General features: G+C 39.8%; 16 protein-coding genes and 1 pseudogene. 10 read left to right on the forward strand and 7 right to left on the reverse strand.

What is annotated here, in order from left to right; genetic code table 11:
* Positions 1–134 precede the first annotated feature (134 nt).
* Positions 135–638: a hypothetical protein gene (locus tag KIP84_RS07205; protein WP_002115710.1), complete on the forward strand. Its 504-nt coding sequence runs from the start codon at positions 135–137 to the stop codon at positions 636–638.
* A 47-nt stretch (positions 639–685) separates the two neighbouring features.
* On the opposite strand, the gene accC is transcribed toward KIP84_RS07205, so the two are convergent.
* The 6 genes and pseudogenes from accC to KIP84_RS07235 form a co-directional block, all read right to left on the reverse strand.
* The gene (gene accC, locus KIP84_RS07210; RefSeq protein WP_002115704.1) at positions 686–2,053 is read right to left on the reverse strand and encodes an acetyl-CoA carboxylase biotin carboxylase subunit; all 1,368 of its coding nucleotides are present in this window, start codon (positions 2,051–2,053) and stop codon (positions 686–688) included.
* Between the two features lie 17 nt (positions 2,054–2,070).
* Positions 2,071–2,490 (reverse strand): acetyl-CoA carboxylase biotin carboxyl carrier protein, encoded by a 420-nt coding sequence (gene accB / locus KIP84_RS07215; protein ID WP_000354611.1) that lies wholly within the window; start codon positions 2,488–2,490, stop codon positions 2,071–2,073.
* Positions 2,491–2,507: 17 nt separating this feature from the next.
* Positions 2,508–2,963, reverse strand: coding sequence for a type II 3-dehydroquinate dehydratase (aroQ, locus tag KIP84_RS07220; protein ID WP_213689609.1), 456 nt, complete (start codon positions 2,961–2,963; stop codon positions 2,508–2,510).
* Between the two features lie 235 nt (positions 2,964–3,198).
* Positions 3,199–4,524 (reverse strand): Y-family DNA polymerase, encoded by a 1,326-nt coding sequence (locus KIP84_RS07225; RefSeq protein ID WP_213689610.1) that lies wholly within the window; start codon positions 4,522–4,524, stop codon positions 3,199–3,201.
* A gap of 268 nt (positions 4,525–4,792) precedes the next feature.
* Positions 4,793–7,063 (reverse strand): TonB-dependent receptor, encoded by a 2,271-nt coding sequence (locus KIP84_RS07230; RefSeq protein WP_213689611.1) that lies wholly within the window; start codon positions 7,061–7,063, stop codon positions 4,793–4,795.
* Positions 7,064–7,216: 153 nt separating this feature from the next.
* A pseudogene (locus KIP84_RS07235) lies at positions 7,217–7,497 on the reverse strand (aldolase); the annotation flags it as partial.
* A 264-nt stretch (positions 7,498–7,761) separates the two neighbouring features.
* Here KIP84_RS07235 and KIP84_RS07240 point away from each other — a divergent pair.
* The 8 genes from KIP84_RS07240 to KIP84_RS07275 are packed head-to-tail and all read left to right on the forward strand — an operon-like array spanning position 7,762 to position 18,291.
* Complete coding sequence (locus KIP84_RS07240; RefSeq protein ID WP_213689612.1) at positions 7,762–9,552, forward strand: IucA/IucC family protein; 1,791 nt, start codon at positions 7,762–7,764, stop codon at positions 9,550–9,552.
* Positions 9,545–10,942 (forward strand): SidA/IucD/PvdA family monooxygenase, encoded by a 1,398-nt coding sequence (locus tag KIP84_RS07245; protein WP_213689613.1) that lies wholly within the window; start codon positions 9,545–9,547, stop codon positions 10,940–10,942. The genes KIP84_RS07240 and KIP84_RS07245 overlap by 8 nt, the downstream gene beginning before the upstream one ends.
* Positions 10,943–10,957: 15 nt before the next feature.
* Entirely contained in the window at positions 10,958–12,409 is a 1,452-nt protein-coding gene (locus KIP84_RS07250; RefSeq protein ID WP_213689614.1) for a DHA2 family efflux MFS transporter permease subunit, read from the forward strand.
* Positions 12,410–12,420: 11 nt separating this feature from the next.
* Positions 12,421–14,256, forward strand: coding sequence for an IucA/IucC family protein (locus tag KIP84_RS07255; protein WP_213689615.1), 1,836 nt, complete (start codon positions 12,421–12,423; stop codon positions 14,254–14,256).
* Between the two features lie 12 nt (positions 14,257–14,268).
* Positions 14,269–16,179 (forward strand): IucA/IucC family protein, encoded by a 1,911-nt coding sequence (locus KIP84_RS07260; RefSeq protein ID WP_213689616.1) that lies wholly within the window; start codon positions 14,269–14,271, stop codon positions 16,177–16,179.
* Positions 16,157–17,035 carry a (2Fe-2S)-binding protein gene (locus KIP84_RS07265; RefSeq protein WP_213689617.1) on the forward strand — a complete coding sequence of 293 codons (879 nt, stop codon included), beginning with the start codon at positions 16,157–16,159 and terminating at the stop codon, positions 17,033–17,035. Before KIP84_RS07260 ends, KIP84_RS07265 begins: the two co-directional genes overlap by 23 nt.
* The gene (locus KIP84_RS07270) at positions 17,020–17,646 is read left to right on the forward strand and encodes an RraA family protein (RefSeq protein WP_213689618.1); all 627 of its coding nucleotides are present in this window, start codon (positions 17,020–17,022) and stop codon (positions 17,644–17,646) included. Before KIP84_RS07265 ends, KIP84_RS07270 begins: the two co-directional genes overlap by 16 nt.
* Before the next feature lie 21 nt (positions 17,647–17,667).
* Complete coding sequence (locus KIP84_RS07275) at positions 17,668–18,291, forward strand: GNAT family N-acetyltransferase (RefSeq protein WP_104074387.1); 624 nt, start codon at positions 17,668–17,670, stop codon at positions 18,289–18,291.
* 368 nt (positions 18,292–18,659) lie between these two features.
* Here the strand turns inward: KIP84_RS07275 and KIP84_RS07280 are convergent, their stop codons facing one another.
* Positions 18,660–20,849, reverse strand: a complete 2,190-nt coding sequence (locus KIP84_RS07280; protein WP_104074388.1) for a TonB-dependent receptor — start codon at positions 20,847–20,849, stop codon at positions 18,660–18,662.
* 701 nt (positions 20,850–21,550) lie between these two features.
* On the opposite strand from KIP84_RS07280, the gene KIP84_RS07285 reads away from it, so the two are divergent.
* Positions 21,551–21,637: a hypothetical protein gene (locus KIP84_RS07285; protein ID WP_101664809.1), complete on the forward strand. Its 87-nt coding sequence runs from the start codon at positions 21,551–21,553 to the stop codon at positions 21,635–21,637.
* Position 21,638: the final 1 nt, after the last annotated feature.

Consider the following 21,638-nt stretch of genomic DNA (forward strand, 5'->3'; position numbering starts at 1 on the left):
AGAATTTATATTGAAAAAAGCAAGTAAATATAAAATTGTTTGATGACTTGTTGTGGCACGTTACAGTTGAAAAATATTGTTTTTATATGGTTATGGAGCAGTGATTTTGTCAAAAAATATGCTAACTTAACTTCATGCGTTTAATGATTAATAAATCTATGAAAAATATTTATATTATTGGATTATTGTGGGCTTGTTCTGGTTTAGCTGTGGCAGAAACGGCTACTCAACAGCCAGCTGAACAACCCGTTCGGACCGCAAGTAATCCTAATGCTATACGTATTGTTACGCGCCCTGAAATTATGGGATTATGGGGAATGGAAATTCCAAATAATAAGAAATGTGTGGAATATTATAACTTTCGTAGTAGTAATGATGTAGTGATCAAAAGCGGTCAGGAATGGTCTTATGGTATTTATGAATATCAACCATCTGATGACCCTAAAGAGCAGCTAGCCGCTTTAGTAATGCAAATTAAATTTGATAATAATAAAGTAGATTGTTCTGGTCAGAAGCAAGACCAAACAGGTGATGTCTCACAATATTTTGTACAATGGAAAAACGACCATACAATCAATTTCTGTTCAACAGCTAAAGGTGAGCAGTGCTTTGCGACTTTACGTCGGGTATTACCATAAAATTATAGATATAAAAAAAGCCTCTTAAAAATAAGAGGCTTTTTTTATTATGCAGTTTCAGCTTTCTTTTCTTCGACTTGCTTTAACAAGTGTTTTTCAAGGTAATGGATATCCATTGCTTGAGAGCAGAAACTCTTATCTTGCAAAATAAGATCTTTATGTAGAGGAATATTTGTTTTAATTCCTGTAAGGATCATTTCATCTAGCGCTTGACGCATACGAGCAATTGAAGTTTCACGGTCTTTACCATGAGAAATCAGTTTAGCAATCATAGAGTCATAGTAAGGTGGAATGCTGTATTCTGGGTAGATATGAGAATCTAAGCGAATACCAGCGCCGCCTGGCGCATAGAAACTTTCAATTTTACCTGGTGAAGGTAAGAATGTTGTTGGATCTTCTGCATTGATACGGCATTCAATTGCATGTCCTTGAACTTTGATATCTTCTTGTTGAAGCTCTAGTCCTAGGCCACCAGCAATACGTAACTGTTGTTCAATAATATCGACACCAGTAACCATTTCAGTTACAGGGTGCTCTACCTGAACACGAGTATTCATTTCAATGAAGAAGAATTCACCGTCTTCAAATAAGAATTCAAACGTACCAGCACCACGATACTGCATCAACTGACAAGCATGGACACAAGCTTCTAAAATATCAGCTCGAGCTTGCTCTGGTAGGTTTGGTGCAGGTGCTTCTTCTAGTACTTTTTGATGGCGACGTTGTAATGAACAGTCACGGTCATATAAATGAATTGCATGACCATTACCATCACCAAGAACTTGAACTTCGACATGGCGAGGTTTTTGTAAGAAGCGTTCCATGTAAACGGTATCATCACCGAACCACATTTCTGCATCGCGCTGCGCTGCTTGAACTGATTCAAGTAGAGTATCTACACGCTCAACAATACGCATACCACGACCACCACCACCAGAAGCCGCTTTAACAATAAGCGGGAAGCCGATTTCTTTCGCTTCTGCTAAGGCATTGTGGATGGTTACTGCATGGTCGCAACCTGGTACAGTAGGTACGCCAGCTTTTTTCATGGCAACAATCGCAGAAACTTTATTCCCCATAAGGCGGATATGTTCTGGACGTGGACCAATAAAAGTAAAGCCTGAACTTTCTACAATTTCAGCAAACTCAGCATTTTCTGAAAGGAAACCATAACCCGGGTGAATAGCATCAGCACCGGTAATTTCTGCAGCAGTAATAATTGCCGGGATATTTAAATAGCTATCACTACTTGCGCCCGGACCAATACATACTGCTTCATCAACAAAACGTAAATGCATCAAATCCTTGTCGGCATCTGAATAGATACCAACAGTCTTGATTCCTAATGTTTTACAAGCCCGGGTAATACGTAAAGCGATTTCACCACGGTTTGCAATTAAAACTTTTTGCAACATAGACGTCCCCGGGGTAATTACGCGCGATAACGGAATAAAGGTTGACCGAATTGGATAACTTCACCATTTTTCACTAAAATTTCTTCGATCACGCCACTTTGAGTTGCTTCAATTGGGTTCATGATTTTCATTGCTTCAATAATACCCAAAGTTTCACCAGCAGATACTGTTTGACCTACTTTAACAAATGGTGCTTCGCCTGGGCTTGGAGCAGCGTAGAACACGCCAACCATTGGAGAAGTTTCAACTGCTCCACGCGGTGTTTTTGCAACTGGTGCTTCTGCAACAGGAGCAGCCGGAAGTGCTACACCAGCCGCAGCAACGACAGGATTGCGACGAGTTAAAGCGATTGATTGATCACCTTCTTTAACTTCGATCGCTTGCAAGTCAGACTCAATCATTAAATCGATGAGTTTCTTAATTTTGCGGATATCCATGGGCGACTATTCCTAAACTAGTTTGGGTTAGATGGTTGAATTTTTTCAATAGCGTAATCGAGTGCAAAACGATAGCCTTTTGCACCTAAACCACAAATCACGCCAATTGCTTTATCAGATAAATAAGAATGATGTCTGAATGCCTCTCTTGCATGGACATTCGACAAATGAACTTCAATGAATGGAATCGCAACGCCAAGTAGGGCATCGCGTAGAGCAACAGATGTATGGGTGAGGGCTGCAGGGTTGATAATAATAAGTTTTACGCCTTCAGTTTGTGCCTGATGAATACGATCAACAATGGCACCTTCCCAGTTGTTTTGAAAAGTATCTAATGTGATTGAAGCTTGTTGAGCTTGGCTAATAAGTTGTTGGTTAATATCATCTAAGGTAAGATGACCATATACTTCTGGTTCGCGTTTTCCCAGCAAATTCAAATTCGGTCCATGAATCACCAAAATGGTCGAACTCATTCAGATTGCTCCAGCTCTAAAGATGCAAATATTCTTTGCAAGATGTCTGCAAAGTTTGCTTATTATGGCATATGTTTCTACAATTTTTTTATAATTTGTTTTCATCGTCGCAGAAAGGGTATACCAAATTCGGCTTATATATTGTAAATTTTGCGATGATTTAGCAATGTTAAAAAATGACAAAATTTCAAGTAATTTAATGGAGCTTATTTTAAACTGAATTGACAAAAACAGTTCATGTATTTTGTGTAACGGCTATAGAGTTCTCTCCAATCACTAATAGCTCATTCCATCGAGTTAGATAATTTTTTGAACGGTGACATTGTTTCATATGCCAAGATGGATTACGGGAATGATAACCGACTTGTAAATAGTGACTACCGAATCGGTTACGAACTGTGCTGAGTGTTTGCATTAATTGTTGTCTTTGCTGAATCAACTCAAGAGGTTGCCATAAATCATCAATGTGATGTTGACGGGGATGCAAACCACAAAATAAAACTCCAATCTTAATGTATTTTTTATTTTCTTTATATAAAACATCTATTTGCTGCATAGCTGCTTTTGTTAATATGCATAAATCATCTGTTGCATAATTTAAGCCTATCGCTTGAGAAGACGCTTTTTTATAAGGTGGTTTATCTATTTTTTCATAAAGCATGACTTGAATGCAGACACATAGTTGCTCTTGTTTCATTAAACGGCGATGAGCACGGTTGAGATGGAAAATAAGTGCTTGTTTAATAATCTCAATGCTGGATAAAGCTTGAGCAAAACTACGTGAAGCTAAAATTCGTTTTGTGACGATGGCAGGATCGTCAAGTTGAATACAGGATTGGCCTTTTAGCTCACGAATGGTACGGGCCATAACCACAGAAAAAGCTTTTGCTAGATGATGCTCATTGGCAAAAGTTAAGTCTAAGCATGAATAAATCTCATAGCTACGTAATTGTTTGACTAATTGGTAGCCAATTCCCCAGACTTCTTTGACTGAAGTGTGTTGCATGAGGTCTTCAAGAAGCAGAGGATCTAAAGTGGTGAAATTACAAATTCTATTAAAGCTTCTAATTTTTTTAGCATAGTGATTGGCTAATTTTGCTTGAGTTTTTGAATATCCGATGCCAATACAACAAGGTAAGCTTAGCCATTCTTCTAAGGTTTCTACGACGTTGACACAATAAGAATGAATATCTAGAGATTGAAGGTAAGGGGTAAGGCGAATAAAACATTCATCTATAGAATAAGCTTCTAAATCATCGGGCGAGAAAAATTCACCAAGAACGGAAAAAAAGCGACGTGACATTTCAGCATATAAAGTGTAGTTGCTTGAATAGACGTGTACACCTGCTTGAAGAGCTTCTTGTTCGATTTGATACCATGGGATACCCATTTTGATACCCATATTTTTTGCTTCTTCACTACGTGATACAACACATCCGTCGTTGTTGGAAAGTACTACGACTGGTAGACCAATAAGTTTGGGATTAAATAGTCGCTCACAACTCACATAACAATTATTAATGTCTACGAGCGCGTAAATTTCGCGGTGTGAGATTTCCATTATGATTTGCCCCATTAAAAATATTGGTAAAACTACATATTGATATTGTTTTCATAAACACAGTGAGAGGAAGTGTTGGATGAAAAAGCTGCATCTTGAATGTGTAACAGAATCAAGTTAACAAAATTTTTAGCAGAATACTAGGGTGGTTCTGTGGGTTTAACTTAGGTTAACCATGGAAAAAATAGATAAGGAATTAATATTTTTAATAAAAAAAAGGAGATCGCATTGATCTCCTTTTTGTGACACATTCAATATCAGTTTTTGATTACCATTTATGGCTATAGGAAACTTTCAGCGTTGCACCATTTGCCACTAAATGGCTAGTATTATTACTAGATCTTAATAATTGGCTATAGAGAGGGTAGTACTTGCGGTTAAACATGTTCTCTAAACCAATCGTCACAGTGTCTTTTTTGTTAAGCGCAAAGCTACTGATTAAATCTGCTGTTGTATACGTTTTTACATCGTAACGACCAAAACTATTTTTGCCATTTAAGCGGTAGTCTTCTGAACCGAAATAAGTGGCTTGTAGACGGTTGGTCCAAGTTTCAGTTGGGCTATAAGAAACGTAAGCTGTAAGTTTTAATGGTGGAATACGGAAGCCTGTCATGTCTTGTTCAGCACCGTCTTGAGGTTTTTCACGACCTTTCATCCAAGTAACGCTACCACCCGTTCCCCAAACATTAGCATCATCAAGATAGTCAAAAGTTGCTTCAACACCAGTGATTTTCTCTTTGGTTCTAAGCATAACCAAACTATTACTCACTGGTTGAACAGCGCCAAGATCAGAAGTAGAGTGGAATATAGCTAAACTTGAAGAGACGTTATTGAAGTCCCCTTTCCAGCCCAACTCATAGTTATCAACTTTTACTGGTTCTAAAAATGAAGAGGATAATTCAGATTTTTTTTCCTCACTTGCATTACGAATAATCACACCCACATCAGGTAATTGGAAACCTTGATTAAATGATGCATAAATCGAGTGTTGGTCATTTGGAGAGAAAGTTACATTAGCATTGTATAACCATGAATCAGCTTTCACTTTTCCACCTTGATACACATAAGGGTTGGGCTTATATGATTGTGTGTTAGGATCAAGTTGTGATAGTGGAATAAAACTATCAATTTGGGCATAGCTATCTTCATAACGCGTACCAGCTTCTGCTGACCATTGGTCATTAAAGCGGTGTTTTAATTGTACAAAGCCACCGACACTTTGCGTGGTAAGCTCGGGTAAATACATGAGCTTGCCAGTTTTTACAAACTCTAAGCCACCAGATTGATCATAAATGTCACGATCGAAAATATCTAAAGGCATTTCGCTTTTTTCACGGCTAAAATCACCACCCCAAACTAATGAGGTATCACCTAAAAACTCAAGAGGTGTGGTTACAGTTAAACGGCTACCGAGTACGTTATTTTCTTGAGATACCTGATCCACTTGTCCACCACGTGGGCTGACTTCATTTTCAGGAACACGCGCATCAAATGGTGAAAAACGCGTAAAGAAGTCGCGATAATAAATTTGAGCATCAACCTTATTACCAAAAAAGTCTTTATGGTTATAGGTTAAATTGTAAATCTGGTTTTCATTTTTAGTCTGATCTTTAAGCTTTAAGCCTTTAATTGCTTTGGCTGGTACAGTTCCAGCGGGGGTATTCTTAACACTTATGTCAGATGCATAATCTGAGTCTTGCTCGGCATTGTAGTAGTTCGCAGCAAATTGTAAGTATTGATTGTCATCAATATGATAACCAAGTTTACCACCTACGCTGTAAGCATCGGCATCATATAAATCTCCCTGACTAGGTTCAGGTGCAACACGGTCACCACTTGCATCGTATGGGCTACCAATACGTTGGTAACCAAAGTCTAGTGCATAGTCAAAAGCGTTAAAGCTGCCTGTGAAATATTGATGAATATCGCCACTTAAAGCATTAGAACGGAAATTTGTTAAAGGTGTTTGAAGCCCAACGACTGTTTTTGCTGTAGGTTCGCCACCAGCCGCTTTCGTAGTAATTGAAATAATACCGCCAGAAGCACCGCCACCATAAATTGCGTTACTGCCTCGAATCACTTCAATGTTGGCAATGCTTTCAGGGTCAATTGCTGAAAGTCCGCGTGATGTGTCACGTGTGAGGTTCATTGGAACGCCATCGACCAAGATGAGAGCATTACGACCACGTAAAGTTTGACCATAATCGGTAATGGTGCGGCTTGAATCGGATAAACCCGGTACGGCTTTTGCTAAAACAGTCGCAATACTTCCAGATGAACCATTTCTTAAAAGTTCAATTTGTTTTTCATCTAGCTTGGTGACTTGTTTGGCAGAGGTAGAGAGTTCATCTGCGCGTGAAGCAGTAATTGTAATTGTCGGGAGAGCTTCGGGTTTCTTTTCTGTTTCTGTAGTTTCAGCAGGTGAAGCAGCAAAAGCTGCATTGGAAAGAATAATGGCCCCACCAAGTGAAAGGAGTGGACTGATATTTTTTACTTCAGACTTCCTCGTAAAAAGCTTATTACTTTTCTTATTTCCCATTGTCTCGCCCTGAGAGTGATTTTAAATTGAGCGAATTATAAATGAGAATCATTGTAATTAAAAACATTATTAATTGCTTTAAAATAATATATTTGAAATTTATTCAATGAATTAGGGGAATAGGAATTTATTCCCCTAAAAAGATGTGAACAGTTATGAGTTGTCCTTAAAAGTATTTAGATGGTTTTGATGGGCACGACGAATAATACTTCGATCATCACCGAGTACAAAAAGCTGAATAGATTGTTGTTTCCAAGCTGCAATATCTTCAGGTTGTCGGGGAATAGCGCAGAAATGCTTTTGGCTATTTCTAGTCTTGTCTTAGCGTACATCTCTTGAACCTTTTCTTTCACTTTTGGATGACTAGATTGCCACGGCAGTCCCATAGATTGAGAGAGGTCGGCAGCACCCTCAAGAATAATATCGATACCTTTGTTAAAAATCATAGATTAACTGTGATTTATATCACGGTTAATTAAGATAAATTTGTCTAATCCAGTTTTGCATTGATCAATATTTTAGGATATTTAAGGCTTAACTTTTCATTATATTTAATTTTACTTTGCGAATAAAATTGAAATTTGCTGATAAAATGTAATTTTTTATTATTGAATGTTAATAATAATAATTATCATTTGTATTTGCGGATAAATGTGGATATTCTCCGTAGGTATTTATCCCTCCACAGAGTAATCCTGATGAGATCAATCACAAATAAAATTGCCTTGCAGCATTTAGTGAACTCATATTTACAAGAAACAGGTCATGGACGTTTTCTCTCTTTAACAGAACAATCTCCTCATTTGACAGAAAGAGGTAAGGGCAAAGTTTTACTGAGTATCCCTTTACATGCAATCAATGGGTTTCTTTATGCACCGATTGAGTATTTTAGTCAGGTAGGGCGGCACCGTTTTGCTGACTTGCCGTGGGTCGAGCGGGAAGGTCAATATTTGGCACTTAGTCCTGTAAATATTGCGTCAAATCTACTGGAAAATTTAATTGAACAATCCAAAGCTCAGCAGCTTGATGCATCTTCATTGCTGGAATGTTGGATTCAGAGTCACAGAGCACTGCAGCAATTTCTCAGTCATCGTGAACCAAATTTTGATCAAATTATAGCAAAACAGCAAAATTTTATTCAGAGTGAACAGGCATTGGTACTTGGCCACAGCATGCATCCTTCACCCAAAAGCCGACAGGGTTTTGTACAGGATGACTGGAAGATTTTTTCACCTGAAACACAGAATACCTTCAAAATGCAATTTCTATATGTGCACCCAGAGCATATTGCTTCGGATAATGCACATAAAATTGATATTCCTACACAGTTCAAACATGATTTAGAACCATATTTCAATGCGTTTCACCGAGCAAAAATAGCTCAGTTTCCTGAATATGCTTTGTTGCCTTTACATCCATGGCAGGCACGTTATCTAAAGGATAAGGACTGGTATCAACAGCTTCTACATGAAGAGAAATTGATTGATTTTGGCGCGTTAGGCTGGGATGTCAAAGCAACAACTTCAGTGCGTACGCTGTACAGTGAGCAATCACCTTGGATGTTCAAGGCATCAATGACTGTGGCTGTGACTAATTCAGTTCGGGTCAATCTGTATAAGGAATGCCACCGTGGTTTGTTGAGTTATCAACTGTGGCATGATGATTGTCTAAGTGAATTCAGGCAGCGAAATCCGAACCTTCAGGCTTTGAGTGATCCTGCTTGGATTGCATTGAAATTTGGTGGTCAAGTGCTGGATGAAACCATCTGTATTTTGCGTGAAAATCCATTTAAGGTCAGTGATGATGTGACTTGTATTGCTTCATTGTGTCAGGATCATCCTATATTGGCAAAAAATCGTTTCAGTGAAATTTTTGCAGATATTTCAAAACAAACAGGTCAATCTCAGTCACAAGTTGCCTTGCTGTGGTTTGATCGCTTCCTGGAAATGACCATTCTACCATTGATGGAGTTGTATCATGAATATGGAATGGCTTTTGAAGCACATCAACAGAATACCTTGATTGAACTGGAACAGGGTATGCCTAAAACAGTATGGTTTAGGGATAATCAAGGATTTTACTATATCCGTGAGCTTGCCACAGAAATTTTGAAACATTATCCGACATTGGCAACAGATGGTCAGGCAGTATGCCCATTGTCACTGGTGGATGAACGTTTCCGTTATTACTTTATTGGTAATACCTTATTCGGTCTGATTAATGCCATAGGTATGACTGGCGCCGTTCAGGAGCAACAATTAATTGAAATGCTGCAATCCTACTTGTTGCAGGCCTATCAGAAATATCCTGAAAGCAATTTATTAAAGACTGTTTTACATCATGAAACTTTTCCTTATAAAGGTAATATGATGACACGTCTGTATGAACTGGATGAGTTACAAGCTGATATTTCTCAGCAATCAATCTATGTTGATTTAAAAAATCCACTCTATGTTAGACAAGTCATTGAGGAGGCCGACTATGCTTGATTTCATAGGTGTTGGTCTGGGGCCCTTTAATCTAAGTCTTGCTGCGTTGGTGAATCAGCATGCTTCATTGAAATATTGTTTCTTTGAAAAACGGGAAAATTTTGACTGGCATGCAGGATTACAGCTGCCAGGTGCGATGTTGCAGGTCCCTTTTATGGCCGATTTGGTCAGTCTGGTTGAGCCGACAAGCCCTTATAGCTTTCTGAACTATTTAAAGGCACAGCAACGCCTCTATAAGTTTTACTTTCGTGAGAATCTGTATATTCCGCGTAAAGAATACAACCATTATTGCCAGTGGGTGGTACAGCAGTTGCATGATCTACATTTTGGTCATCGAGTGGTGGACGTTGCTCCAATCTCTGGCGGTTTTCAGGTGATTGCTGAACAGTGTGGACGATTGTCCATTCATCAGACCCGTAAACTGGTATTGGGGGTGGGAACGGTGCCGCGATTACCCAAACCCTTACAAACAATTTCAGAGCAAACTGCATCTTGTCTGCATTCTTCCAGCTATCTACAGCAGTGTACCGATAATCTTTCTGGCAATGTGGTACTGATTGGCTCTGGTCAGTCTGCAGCGGAAATTTTTATTAATTTATTTGATCAGCAGATTTCATCAGAAACAGGTAAGCCCAAATTCCATTTGTATTGGTTGACCCGCTCTGCAGGTTTTTCACCCATGGAAAATACACCATTGGGTCTGGAAAGCTTCAGTCCAGATTACATGCGTTATTTCTATCATTTACCAGAAGCTCTCAAAGATACTTTGCCAACTGCGCAGGCCCACTTGTACAAGGGCATCAGTAGCAGAACTATTCAGGAAATCTATGAGCGCCTTTATCACCGTAGTATTGGACAAGCGGATACCTGTGTGACTATTGCCGGCAACTATCAGTTGGAGAATGCACAGTTACATGGGCCGAATAATATTCAACTTGAATTTTTACAGACTCAGCAACAGCAGGTGTTGAAACTTCGGGCAAGTACCGTGATTGCAGCAACGGGTTATCAATATCCTGCACAGACTTTCCTGAATAAGTTAAAGGACGGGATTGTATTAGATACCCAGCAACGCTGGAAAATTAGTGAGCATCATCAACTGCATTATCAAGGGGATGGTGAGATCTATATACAAAATACCAGTCTCCAACACCATGGCGTTGGAACTCCAGATCTGGGCTTGGGTGCATTTCGTTCCGCACGGATTGCCAATCAGATTCTGAAAGAAAACTATTTTGATGTAGATGGGAAACAAGGCTTTCAGGATTTTCAGCTGGATAGTCATGCCTTGACGACTGAATTCAAGATAAATAATTCCCGAACAAATACAGTCATGCCGCGTCCCTCTGGGAAAACCGATGATCAGTATTTAAAAGTCATGAGCAAATAACACAGGGGACAGGAGATGGCTGAACAGCCACAATCACTGTTGCAAGCAGAAAATCCTGTATCTACAGGGTTACAACGTTGGGTGATGATCTGTGTGATGTTGGGGACTGGCACCGTCAGCATAAACAACAGTAGTTTTAACCCCGCTATTCCTCAGTTGATGCATGATTTTCAGATTAATGAGACAGCAGTTAGCTGGGTCATGGTTATTTTTCTGCTGAGTATGAGCCTGAGTCTATTGCTTACAGGTTATTTGAGTCAGCGATTTGGTAAACGTCAGGTATATCTGACTGCGCTGACAGTCTTTTGTTTGAGCTCGCTATATGGTGCTTTTGCAGAGCATTTTGAAACTGTACTGCTGGTTCGTGCCTTACAAGGCTTTTCAAGTGGATTAATGATCCCATTGTCTCTGGGAATTATTTTTATGGTAACTCCGCCTGCGCAGCGCGGTGCTGCTACAGGGCTATGGGGTGCCATGATCATGCTGACTTTGGCATGTGGACCCATGCTGGGTGCACTGGTTTTGGTGTGGTGGAACTGGCAGGAGTTGTTTTTATTGAATGTTCCGCTGGCGATCTTTGCATTAGTGATGGGGTTAAGGTGGTTGCCGTCACAGCAGACTAATGTGAAATTGCTTCGTTTTGACTGGAGTGGTTTTGTACTGCTTGCTGTGGGTATTGTAGCGTTGCTGCTCAGCTTGAGTGGAATTCAGCAGTTGAGTGACATCCAAACGCCTGAGTTTCTACTGTTGTTCAGTACAGGTATTGCGGCATGTTGCGGCTTTTTCTTGTTCAGTCGTAATAAGCCCAATGCTTTAATTGACTGGCAACTATTTACCAATAGTGGTTTTAACTACAGTGTGATTATTTCAGTTGTGCATACCATCGGACTGTTCATTACCTTACTCCTGATCCCGCTACTGTTACAGAATACTTTAAAACTCAGTCCAGTGTGGACAGGAGTGATTCTGATGAGCAGTGCACTGACCACCAGTCTATGTAGTCAATGGGCGGGTAAATATCTCGATCAACATGGCGCCCGGCAATTAATTTGTTTTGGTCTTCTGTTGACTGTTGCTGCATTCGCTGGTTTGGCATTGATTCCAGGTACACATGTTATATCCCTGATGTTTTGTATGATCTTGCATGGGCTGGGATTTGGTTTGTCCTATATGCCAGCGACAACAGCTGGGTTAAATAGTCTGGAAGATCAGGAACTGGTGACTCAGGGAGCAGCTGTTAATAATTTACTGCGCCGGATTTGCGCTGCAATTGCTGTCGTGGTTGCTGCACTCTATCTGCAAATTCGTACACACAATATTCCATATTTACCAGAACTCGCAATTGCTCAAATTCATGCGATACGGGAACTGTTTTTGATCTGTGCAGGCGTAATGCTGTTGGCATTACCCGCGGCATGGAGGTTTCCGAGTCAAAAGCAAGCGGACGTTTTGGTCCAAAATCAATAAAGGTAAAAATAATGGGCAATTTACATCCAGCACTTTCCACGACCACACATTCTGTGAATACAAGTACTTTGGCTTGGCAGCAACCTGATCAAGCCATGATGAAAAAAGTTGAACAGCGTGTGATTAAACAATTGCTACAGGCATTGATTTATGAAGAGGTGATTCCAGCCCAGTTTGAGGATGGTGTTTTTTATATAGATGTGATCAATTCACAAAGGCAATCGGTACGTTATATAGCTGCAGGACAGCGACATCTCAGTTTTGGCCTAGTACGCATGAATGCTACAGATGTCATCCGTGAGGATCATCAGGGACAAAAAACGGTTGCACAATTGAATTTAGTCATTGATGAGGTTATCCGAAGTATTCCACAGGCAGCCCAGATTGATGGTTTTATCAGTGAGTTGAAGCGAACTTTTATTCATGATGTGCAGTCTCAGCACTGCCAGAATGAGTATGTACTACCAGCAGCACAATATAGTTATGATGTGCTGGAAACCTATCTGATGGATGGCCATCCCTATCATCCTTGTTATAAATCCCGAGTGGGTTTTAATCTGCAGGATAATCTGAAATATGGGGTTGAATATGCACAACCTATTCATCTTGTGTGGATTGCAGTACATCAGTCCATATTTTCCCATAATGCATCCAGTCATTTAAATGCGGATGATTTCCTGCAGCAGCAGTTGACTGAACAGGATCAGAAAGAGTTTACAAAGGTTTTGGGTCAGCAAAAAAATGTAGATGAGTATATTTGGTTACCCGTTCATCCATGGCAATGGGAAAATACTATTGTGCATGTGTTCTTTAAGGAAATTGCTGAACAGAAGATTGTTTATCTGGGACGAGGCGAATATGCCTATATTGCTCAGCAGTCACTGAGAACACTGACCAATTTACAACATCCTGAAAAGCCTTATATCAAATTGTCCATGAGTCTGACAAATACCTCAAGTTCACGGATATTGGCGACACATACAGCAATGAATGGGCCGTTAATTACAGATTGGCTACAGGGTTTAAAAAAGAACAGTGAAATTGCCCAAAAATTAGATTTTGATATTCTTGGTGAAGTACATGCCTCAGCAGTGGATTTCACTCGTCTACCTGAATCACATGCCAAACAGGCATATGGAACTATTGCCAGTTTGTGGCGTGAAAGTGTTCAGCAGTATCTAAAATCTGGTGAAGATGCTATTCCCCTGAATGGAATTGGTCATGTCCAGAAGGATGGGAAGTTACTGATCGCACCTTGGCTGGATCAGTATGGTGTGGATGCATGGGTTGGGCAATTGCTGTCTGTGGTCATTCAGCCGATTCTATATTTACTCTTTGCTGAAGGAATTGGAACTGAATCGCATGGGCAAAATATTATTTTGGTTCATCGTAATGGCTGGCCAGTACGAATCATTTTAAAGGATTTTCATGATGGGGTACGCTTCAGTCCTGATCATCTGACCCATCCAGAAGCTTTTCCAGTCTTGCATGCATTACCCGCAGAACATGCGAAAGCTAATCGTATGTCATTTATTCTCACGGATGACCTAAATGCAGTGCGGGATTTTAGTTGCGCTTGTCTATTCTTTGTTGCATTGAGTGATATTGCCATAACATTAAAACAGCACCTTGACTTTAGTGAACAGGTCTTCTGGCAAAAAGCAGCAGATATTATTCATCATTTTCAGCAGCAATATCCCGAACACCAGTCACGTTATGCTGTGTTTGATGTCTTTGCAGAGCAATATTGTATTGAATCGCTAACCCGCCGCCGCTTATTCGGTGATGGTGATGTACAGATGCGTTATGTAAATAACCCTCTTTTCCATTTCCGTCAGCTTGTTTAGGGGAATAAATAAATGAATACAATGGTGTTTTCACCTGCCGTTTCAGGGCAGGAGATATTGATGGATTTGGTTAATAGTCTACTTGCTGAGCAATATATTTCAGAATCGGAGATCCTAACAAAGGATGAGGCTCAACGACTATGTAGACAAAGGTTTCAGCGTGGACTTGAAACACTTTTTGACAGTTATGCAGCTGGAGAGCATTTTGCAGTTTTATTTAATTCTGCACAGACTGAGTGTTTGATCCTACCGCTTAAACAGGGTGTGAAACAGCGTTGGCAGATGTATGTTGGAGCATCGATCTGTAAGCTTAGCTTGGACAAAGCACAGGATTATCATGTTCAGAAACTAAGTGCATTGCAACTATTTGACTTCATACAGCAATTACACTGTTTCAACTCTGCTGATACATCAAAACTGGCAGATTTTCGTGCAGATTTAAAACAGGCAATGTTGCATGCAGAATTGTCTCAGCAACATCAATTGTCCTCTTCAAAGTGGTTAACGCAGCATCCCGCAGATTTATTTATACAGCTGGAGCAGTATGCTGCTTTGCGGGATCGTCCCTATCATCCGCTGGCCAAATTAAAGGACGGTTTTAGTCCCGATGAATATCAGTATTTCAGTCCTGAATTTGCTCAGGATATGAATGTTCACTGGGTTGCAGTAAATAAAGAAAAGTTGGTCTATGGGAAGGATGTTACTGAGATCAGCAGGCAGCAACCTGCGCGTATTTTTCTGAATGCAGAACAGTTCCTGATGTTGAAACAGGAATGTGATGAAAAAGCGCTGGGGGATAGTTATTTGGCGATTCCCTTACATGCATGGCAGTTCAAGCATGTGCTGTCCGACAAATTTTCTGAAGAGTTGCACCATAAGGATATTATCCCTTTAGCGTTCCAGTCTAGCGGCTGGTACGCCAGTTCGTCACTAAGAAGTCTTCTTTCAGCGACACAGCCACAGGATAGTCTAAAATTACCACTTGCAGTTAAGTCTTTGGGTTCATTGCGTTTTTTGCCGATTGTAAAAATGATCAATGGGCAAAAGAATCAGCAACTTTTGCAGCTTGCTAAGCAAAAAGATGAGGTACTGAAGAGACGTCTGTGGTTATGCGATGAAAATCAATGGTGGGCATATCTTCCAGACCAACAGGATAATTTAACGCCAGATAATTTAATGCTGTTCAATGAACGGCCGATGCATCTCGCTGCACAGCGCCGTAGAATTCCTGCTGAGTTGTTACAAGCACCTTATCAGATTATTCCTATGGCTAGCTTAGGGCAACTGATGGATGGGCAGGGATGTGTATTTGATTTGATTCTAAAATGGCAGAATTTAACGATTACATCACAGCATATTTGCAATACTTTTGCTGCATTATGCCGTGATTTCTTTGAGGTGAATTTGCGCCTGTTCCGTCTTGGTCTGATGGGCGAAATTCATGGCCAGAATATTTGTATTGTACTGGAACAGGGGCAATTCGCTGGTTTCATGCTCCGCGACCATGATTCCGTCCGTATATATCAGCCGTGGATGCAGCAGCAGGGCCTGCCTGATCCGGAGTACCTGAGTCCACATGATTTTCGTATTACGCTGTATCACGACAGCGTGAAAAGTTTGATTCTCTATCTGCAAACACTCGGTATACAGGTCAATTTGGCGAGTATCTTGGAAACTGTTGCAGAGTTCTATCAGATTGACTCGGCGGATTTATGGCGCGTATTGGCTCAGCAGTTACAGCAAGCGCTGGATGATGTGCCATTTACGGATACAGCCCGTGCTGAATTAAAGCATATTCTGTTTGATAGTGAGTTGTGGCCATATAAGCAACTGATCCGTCCGCTACTTGAGCAAGATAATCGGGTAGGAAGTATGCCAAGCAGTATGGGAACTGTGCCGAATGTATTCAGGAGTGTTGTTTAATTTCATGAATAGAGAAAACTCAGGTGTGCAGTCACAGATTGCAGTATTGAATATTGAGTCTGGTTTTAAAGTGACAGAATCTAATATACCAGTACTTCGGCAGTTGCTGGCTGAACGCTTGAATATTCAATTTGATGTGCTGCCTGTAGAGGATCAGCAGATTCTGAGTTTTACAGATCTGCTAGATCCCTCTGCATGTCTGACAGCATTAAATGATTTTGGTTCCCGTGTGGGTGCAGTGAGTTTAACCTGCACTACATCCATGTTCATTAAATATTGGGCTGTTCCTCTATTATTTCCATATTTTTATGCCGTGACTTCTGAGGAAATTGATTTGCCATGGGAAATATCTTGTATTTCCACAGTATTGCCTCCTGACTGGCATTGGGACAGAACACTGCATCTGATTAATCTGCCTCAATTACAGCATGGAATCAGTAGAAAACAGCAATCTTTTGAAGAATATGTGCGATTCATACTAGATGACCTGCAAAAGTTATTTGATGTCCTCGCCCGTATAGGGAAAGTACAGAAATTTTTGTTGTGGGAAAATACTGCATTACGAATTCTGCAATTTTACGACATGATGAACAGAGAAGGGGGGAGCCAAGCTTTACTCAGCCGTATCCAGTTTCAACGGCAGTTTTTGATAGATTTACCTGCAGCTGATCTGGGTCTAAAACAGAACCCATTTTATTTACTGGATCAGAGTCGGCAGCAATCGTCGACGACCTATCAACGTAAAAAATGCTGCTTTTATTTTCAGTTACCTGAAGCACAAAAAGAATATTGTGCAAGCTGTCCATTACTGAGACAGGATGAACACAGAGGTCAATACTCATGCAAGACCAGTTAAATAATTTAATCCAGAGCTATGCAGGTATTGCCAGCTCAACTATTGGTCATGTACTGGACCAAGGGCATTTACCACAGATTCATGCGATTAACCCAATTGGACATGTTGTGGGTCGAGTGCGTACGGCGACATTGCATTCAGTCAATGGTATGGCACTGCGTCAGGCTTTGCTGAACAGTCACCCGGGTGATGTACTGGTCATTGATGCACGTCAATTGGAACATCGTGCCTGTTGGGGAGAACAGCGACATCGCGCTGCCATATATCATCAGCTTGCCGCTGTAATTATATTGGGTGCAGTAACGGATGTAACTGCTTTAAGAAACATGAAGGTCCCCGTTTTTGCTTCATCGGTCAGTTGTCTGACTACACGTCAGCAGGGAGAATGTGTGGTGGAGTTTGACCAGCAAATACAGATGGGAGATACCAGTATTTCCTCTGGTGACTTAATGGTCGGAGATGCCGATGGTGTATTTATTTTGAATCCAGATATTGCCCGTCATCATCTTGAGAAGTTTCAGCAAATGGAAATCCAAGAACGGCAGAAACGGGATCAGTTTTTTAGCGAACATTCAGCACAGGATTATTACCACTTTACTGTATCTGCATGAAATTGAATTGAGTAAATATTTATGATGACATTATCTTCACAGCTGTTGGATGAGTTCCATTACGAGGAAAGAGGAGTAGCTTATGGATTAAGAGCCGTGCAACTTCCGCAGGATTTTCCATTATTGTATAAATGGATGCATGAACCTCATGTGATTCCCCAATGGCAGTTGAATAAACCAGAGCTTGAACTGGCAGTTTATTTTGAAAAGATGATTTGTGATGATCATCAGCGGTTATTTATTATTACGATTGAACATACAGACGTCGGTTATCTTGAGATATATGAAGCCAAGCGCGATCGACTGGCGCTTTATTATGATGCTGATGACTCTGATCTTGGGTGGCATATTTTATTTGGTGAAAAACATGTGCTTGGGCAAGGGCATTTCAGAGCTGTCATGCGTATGATGAGTTATTTTATTTTTGAAAATACAGCTGCCAGTAAAATTGTGGGGGAACCGGATGAAAATGTAAAATCTTATGCCTATATTGCAGAAGATATCGCTTACCAAGCGCAGAAAAAAATAAAGATGTTAGAAAAAACAGCAGTTCTATATCATTGTTATCGAAATGAATTTTACTCACGCTGTGGAAGTTATCGGCAACGTGATGGACTAAATGAATCAGAAATGAGAGTACAGTAAAATATAATAAATCAACAACTTAATTTTTTATCTCAAATAGTCAGGACCAGTTTGATATATAGCATCATTTTTCATAATCATATGCTCCTACATACCATCTTAATCCATGATCAATTAAAGAATGAGGGGCAAGTTTTTTTGGGAAAACCTAACTCAGACTGTTAAAAAATTCGAATTTTAATATCTGTATTTCTCTCTAATAGAATAAGAGAGGCTACATGAAATTGTGAAAAATTGATTGATAATTAACCGTTAAACGTGACAAATCATTAAAAAAGTCCAGACACTAGGGTTGGACTTTTTATTAAATAATAAGGCATATTACGTTAATTTTAGAAAATTTAGAACAGTCCCTCCCAGTTCTAAATTTAATAATTTATAGTATAACTTAGCACAAAAGTACGACCTTCGGCTGGGATTGCTAGCAATGAGTTAGCATTGGTTACTGCTGCTTGTTGAGCGAATACAGTTTTATATTGATTTCCCCATAGATTATAGACACCAAAGTCCACACGACCTTTCGCCACAGGGAAATGTGCTAATACATCCATGGTTGTATAACCTTTAATCTCTGCTGCGCTATTACTATCACTCAGTCCAGCTGATTTTAACTCTAGATCGTCTTTATAAGCTTTATCAGTTCCTTTGATCGCAAGCATTTGAGCACGTACACCATAGCCTGCCGTATTATTCCATTCGGCAAACAACGTACCTTTCATTGGTGAAACTGCAAAAGCATTTAACTCATGCCAATTATTGGCTCCATCCTTGTACTGGCCTCTTGTATAACCTAAAGTCCCACCTACCTTATAATTTTCCATGAATGGGTAACTTACTGTTGCTTCAGCCCCATAAATTCGCTGGTCGGTATCAACAACATTTACAGAACGATCCGAGTTAAATTGAACGACTTTATCAGAAGTATTATAAAAACCTGTTAGGCCCAAATTTAAACCTTTATCTTGGTTCAAGCGCCAGCCTAGTTCATAGCTATTCACAGTGATCGGAGCGATACCAGACGTAGTTAAGGTATATGCTGCAACATCACGTAATACACGTTGCACATCTGGATAACTGTAGCCTTGTGAAAAGTTAGCATAGACTTGCTGAGCATCAGTGAGTTTATAGACAGCACCTAGGTTAAACAGGAATTTATCTGAATCTGTAGAGTCTGCAGCCATTAATGTATACGGCTTACGTGCAGTTAAATAGCTGTCTGTGTCCGCTTGAACATATTGGTAACGCACTCCAGCTTGAATATTAAGCTGATCTGTTACTGCATAGTCCCCTTGTATAAAGGTACCAATATTCTGAATTTCAGTATCTGGTCCTGAGCCTTGTTTTTCTCCAGTTGGGGTATAAACTAAACCATTATTGCTTGGTGTATAGTAGTCTGCCCACTGATGATCTTTTTCCCAGTCATAGTCTAAGCCATAAGTTAGTTTTAAATCACGATCAGCAACAATAAGATCAGACTGTAAAGTTGAACGAATACCTGCATAATCCACATTTGATTGACTTTGCTTTACACTAACACCATCAGCTGAATAACCATAAGGGACAAAGCGTGACTTCTCCTTTCGATAGTACGCTTCCACATTCAGAACTTGACCTAAGAAATCCTGATTTTGGTACTGTGTATTAAAAGCATAACGTTCAGTAAACGGCTGATTATCTAAGCTCCAACCTTTGACAGCTTTGTAAGATGGATCTGTTTTTGTGAGCAAATAAGAATAATCAGGCCCATATTCTGTATCTTGTTCATCTTTATAGTACTGAGTACCAAAACTAAGAGTCTGATTATCTGTTAAATTAAAGTTTACACGACCATTCACATCAATAGTGTCAGTATCCATAGTGCTACCCTGCCAAGGGCTTAATGAAATACGATCTCCATTACCATCAAATTGAGAACCTCGATTGGTATAGTCTATGCCAAGAAAACCGTCGACTTTATCATTTGAAAATGAAGCCGTTTGGCCAACTTGATAAGCCAGGCTGTCACTGCGGAAATTATCGGCCGATGTCACACCTAATTTTGTTTGAAAGCTAACAGGCTTAGACTTGTCAGCACGTTTGGTAATAATATTAATAATTCCGCCAGTCGCACCTGAACCATAGATACTGGTCGCACCTGAAACTATCTCAATATGATCAATCATATTTGGGCTAATACTATTCAACTGACGGGCTACATCACGTGAACCCGTTTGTGATACGCCATCAATCATCACCAGTACATTACGTCCACGCATAGTTTGACCATAATTACTACTCGTTCCACTGCTTGGTGCTAAAGAGGGAACTAGTTGTGTCAAAACATCTGCAACTTTACGACCTGGACCAGCCTGTTGCGCAATTTCATCAGCAGAAATGGTCTGAACTGTTCCTGCAATTTCAGCAATGCTTTTGGGTGTACGTGTCGCTGTTATCACAATTGTCGGAAGTTTAGCTTCAGCATTTTGTGATTCAGTAGTTATTTTAATTGAATCATCGGCATAAAGATGGGTACAAATTGCTGTTGTAAGGAAGCAAAGACTGAAGTGTGACAAGCGCATTGTTATACCCAATTAGTAAGTATTAATATTGATGCAAATAGTATTCATTATCATTACAGATGTAAATAGTAGTCATTACTATTATGGATATAAAATCTTTATTGGTTATTTAACATGGTAAGCCCCCCCTAAAAATACAGGGTTATGCGATTATGGACGCCCTAGTGAATTTTCCAGCTTATAAGGGGCGAGTGGATTTTGGAATTTATAACGTGTGGAATAAAGACTATCACACGATTTATAGCCAGCAGTCAGAAATTACCTTTTCACCAGTATCTAGTATGCGGACCTAAGGGCATACCTTTGGTTTGAGTCATACTTTTAATTATTAATTGATTTTAGCTAAAAGCTGGTGCTGAGTATTTAAATTTCGCTTATCATCAGCTTTTTTATTATTTATATAATTCAAATTTTTTACTGATATAAGTATCGCCATGAGCATGGTTCAAAGCTGTTTAGTTTCCGCAAACCTCAGCAACTACTGCGATTCATAAGCCAAATAATTTACAGCAACGTCAACAGGACGAGGTGCACATGTTGGCTATTAGTTTGAATTGTAAGAATGATTAAGAGAGAGGGGGATTTTGATCAAGTGGCAGTTATTGATATGAAAATGTCTGAAAATGATACGCTTAGATAGATATGATCATTTCCATAAGCGCTATATTTTCAATGAATCGATTGATTCTAAAAGTATAGTAATGCGTGTTTCGCATTTTGTCTTATGGGTCTTTCAAGCTGTCTTTGTCATAAAAGACAGCTTTTTTTTATGGCGATTTGATGAGTAGA

The sequence above is a fragment of the Acinetobacter sp. BHS4 genome (assembly GCF_018454425.1).
Classification (GTDB): Bacteria; Pseudomonadota; Gammaproteobacteria; order Pseudomonadales; family Moraxellaceae; genus Acinetobacter; species Acinetobacter pittii.